Source organism: Deferrisoma sp. (assembly GCF_054681715.1).
On the sequence record NZ_BAAHFQ010000258.1, the window covers coordinates 1 to 2,762 of the forward strand.

Consider the following 2,762-nt stretch of genomic DNA (forward strand, 5'->3'; position numbering starts at 1 on the left):
CGGGCCTCTTCATTGACGTCGACCATCGTGTCTTCCCTCCTTGCCGCAGGTTGACCGCTACGGCTCTGGAGGATGACGCGGTGGTCTTTTCGTTTGCAAGGGCCCATGCCCTTCTTACACCACGTGTCTGGACTCTACTCTCAAAACCCCGCATCGCAGGCAGAGTGCCGGATCCATCGACTGTTAGGAGCCACGCCCGGCGCTCCAGCAGGCCCCACGCCCCCGACCGCGCCCGAGCCGCCGGGGTGACAGCGGTCCCAAGGCCCAAACTAGCCCCCCTTCGCCTTGCGGCGCTCCTCTTCGCGGACCTCGCGCCGCAGGAGCTTGCCCACCTTGCTCTTGGGCAGCATGTCGCGAAACTCGATGTAGTGGGGCACCTTGTAGGGGGCGAGCCGCTCCTTGCACCATTTGCGAAGCTCGGTGCCGCTCACGCCGCGGGCGTCGTGCTTGAGGACGACGATGGCCTTGATCCGCTCGCCCACCGCGGGGTCCTCCACCCCCACCACGCAGGCCCCCACCACGGTGGGGTGATCCTGGAGCACCGCCTCCACCTCGGAGGCGCTCACCCGGTAGCCCTTGTATTTGATGATGTCGGCCGTGCGCTCCATGAACCGCAGGTGGCCGTCGGCCGACTCGCTCACGTAGTCGCCCATGCGGTAGAACACCTCGCCGTCGAGCTCCACGTAGGCCCGCTCGGTCTCCACGGGCTTGTTCCAGTAGCTCTTGATCGTGAAGTCCGCGGTCACCAGGAGCTCCCCCACCTCCCCCCGGGGCACGGGCTCCAGGGTCTCCGGGTCCACCACCCGGCACCGGTAGGACCGCAGGGGCCGGCCGATCACGTCGGGCTCGGGCTCCTCGTCGAGGCGTCCGTAGGCCACGTGGCCCACCTCGGTGGCGCCGTACACCTGCCGGATCGCCACGCCGGTGCGCTCCCGCCACCGGTTGAACACCTCCCGGGGGAGCACGTCGCCCCCGCAGAAGCAGTACCGCAGCGTGTCGAGCCGGTACTGGTCGACCCGGTCGTGCTCCAGGATCATCCGGTACAGGGCCGGCACCCCCAGGAACCACCGCACCCGGTGCCGCCCGATCTCCCGGAGGATCGCGTCCACGTGGGGCACCGGCATGAGCACGGCGGTGTTGCCGAAGTTGAGGCCCGCCGCGATCAGGAACCCCTTGGCCATGATGTGGTAGAGGGGGTTCACCATGATGATCCGGTCGGTCCCCTCCTCGATCCCCGGAGCGAGGACCTCCTCCATCACGTCGCGGATGTAGCCCACCTCGGTGGCGTGGTTGCCCGGCACGCCCTTGGGGAACCCGGTGGTGCCGCCCGTGTACATGATGTAGGCCAGGTCCCGCCAGGGATCCACCTCCACCCGGGGCGGGTCCGGCCGGTGGGCCTTGAGGAGGTCGCCGAACCACACCACGTGCTCGCCCCGGGCCACCTTGCCCCGGGGAATCCGGTCCAGGAGGTGGCCCACGGCCGTTTTCCACCGGGGCAGGAGTTCCGTGAGCGTGGTCACCACGATGCGCCGGAGGCCCGTGCGCTCGAACACCTCCTGCACATAGCCGAAGTTCGTGTCCTGGCACACCACGGTCTCGACGCCCGCGTCCTCCACCAGGTACTGGAGCTCGTGGGCCGTGTAGATGGGCGACACGGGCACCACCACCGCCCCGATCCGGTTCACCGCGAAGTTGGCGATGACCCACTGGGGGCAGTTGGCCAGGTACAGCATGACCCGGTCCTGGGGGCCCACCCCCAGGGCGGCCAGGGCCGTGGCGAACCGGTCCACGGCCTCCCGGAGCCACCGGTACGAGTAGCGCTGGCCCAGGTACACCAGGGCCGGCCGGTCCGGGTGCCGTTCGGCCATGGCGAAAAACCGGCTATAGGTGTACTCGCGGCCCCCGTCCTCCGGGATCCGGAGCCCCTCTAGCGTGTACTTGCGTTCCATCGGCGCCTTCATCCCATGCCCCCGAAGTAGGCCGCGCGCACGTCGGGGTTGTCCATGAGCTCCTGGCGGGTGCCCTCGAGCACGGTGGAGCCGTTCTCCACGATGTAGGCGTAGTCCACGTAGGGCAGCACCGGCCGGGCGTACTGCTCGGCCACGAGCACGGTGACCCCCCGTTCGTCCCGGATCTGGGGCACCGAGCGCATCACGTCGTGCTGGATGGCCGGGGCCAGGCCCAGAAGCGGCTCGTCGAGGAGCAGGAGCCGCGGCTGGGCCATCAGCGCCCGGCCGATCGCCACCATCTGCTGCTCGCCCCCGCTCAGAAACCCCGCCTGGCGGCGCCGCAGGTCCCGGAGCCGGGGGAAGAGATCCAGCACGAACTCCAGGGTCTCCCGGGCCTGGGCCCGGGTGGCCAGGTAGCCCCCGATCTTCAGGTTCTCGAGCACGGTGCACTCGGGAAAGAGCCGGCGGCGCTCCGGGCAGAGCACGATGCCGCGACGGGCCCGCTCGTGGGCCTTGAGGTGGCCGATGGGCTCGCCCTCGTAGAGGATCTCCCCGAACTGGCTGATCCGCTCCCCGCCCCGCACCTTCTCCTTGTAGGCGATGTCCAGGAGCACCCCGCTCACCGCGTACATGAGGGTGCTCTTTCCGGCGCTGTTCGCCCCGAACACCCCCACGATCCGGCCCCTGTCGCACCGGAGGCTCAGGTTGTTCAGGGCGAGCATGTTCTCGTAGAACACCAGGAGCTCCCGGACCTCTAGCATCCCGTCTCCTCCGATCCCAGGTAGGCCTCCCGCACCTTGGGGTGGGCCGTGA

The 2,762-nt window shown here is 69.3% G+C and carries 3 protein-coding genes; all 3 read right to left on the minus strand.

Annotation, left to right across the window (positions count from 1 at the left end):
- Nucleotides 1-269 precede the first annotated feature (269 nt).
- Complete coding sequence (locus ACY0I8_RS17510; RefSeq protein ID WP_461395772.1) at nt 270-1,949, minus strand: class I adenylate-forming enzyme family protein; 1,680 nt, start codon at nt 1,947-1,949, stop codon at nt 270-272.
- 8 nt (nt 1,950-1,957) lie between these two features.
- Nucleotides 1,958-2,710, minus strand: coding sequence for an ABC transporter ATP-binding protein (locus tag ACY0I8_RS17515; protein ID WP_461395773.1), 753 nt, complete (start codon nt 2,708-2,710; stop codon nt 1,958-1,960).
- On the minus strand, nt 2,704-2,762 hold a 59-nt coding region (locus ACY0I8_RS17520), incomplete at its 5' end, for an ABC transporter ATP-binding protein C-terminal domain-containing protein (RefSeq protein ID WP_461395774.1). The genes ACY0I8_RS17520 and ACY0I8_RS17515, both read right to left, overlap by 7 nt.

Excerpts from the sequence above, each read along its gene's own strand:
- ACY0I8_RS17510 (WP_461395772.1), bottom strand. The coding sequence starts at position 1,949 with ATGGAACGCAAGTACACGCTAGAGGGGCTCCGGATCCCGGAGGACGGG.
- ACY0I8_RS17515 (WP_461395773.1), bottom strand. The coding sequence starts at position 2,710 with ATGCTAGAGGTCCGGGAGCTCCTGGTGTTCTACGAGAACATGCTCGCC.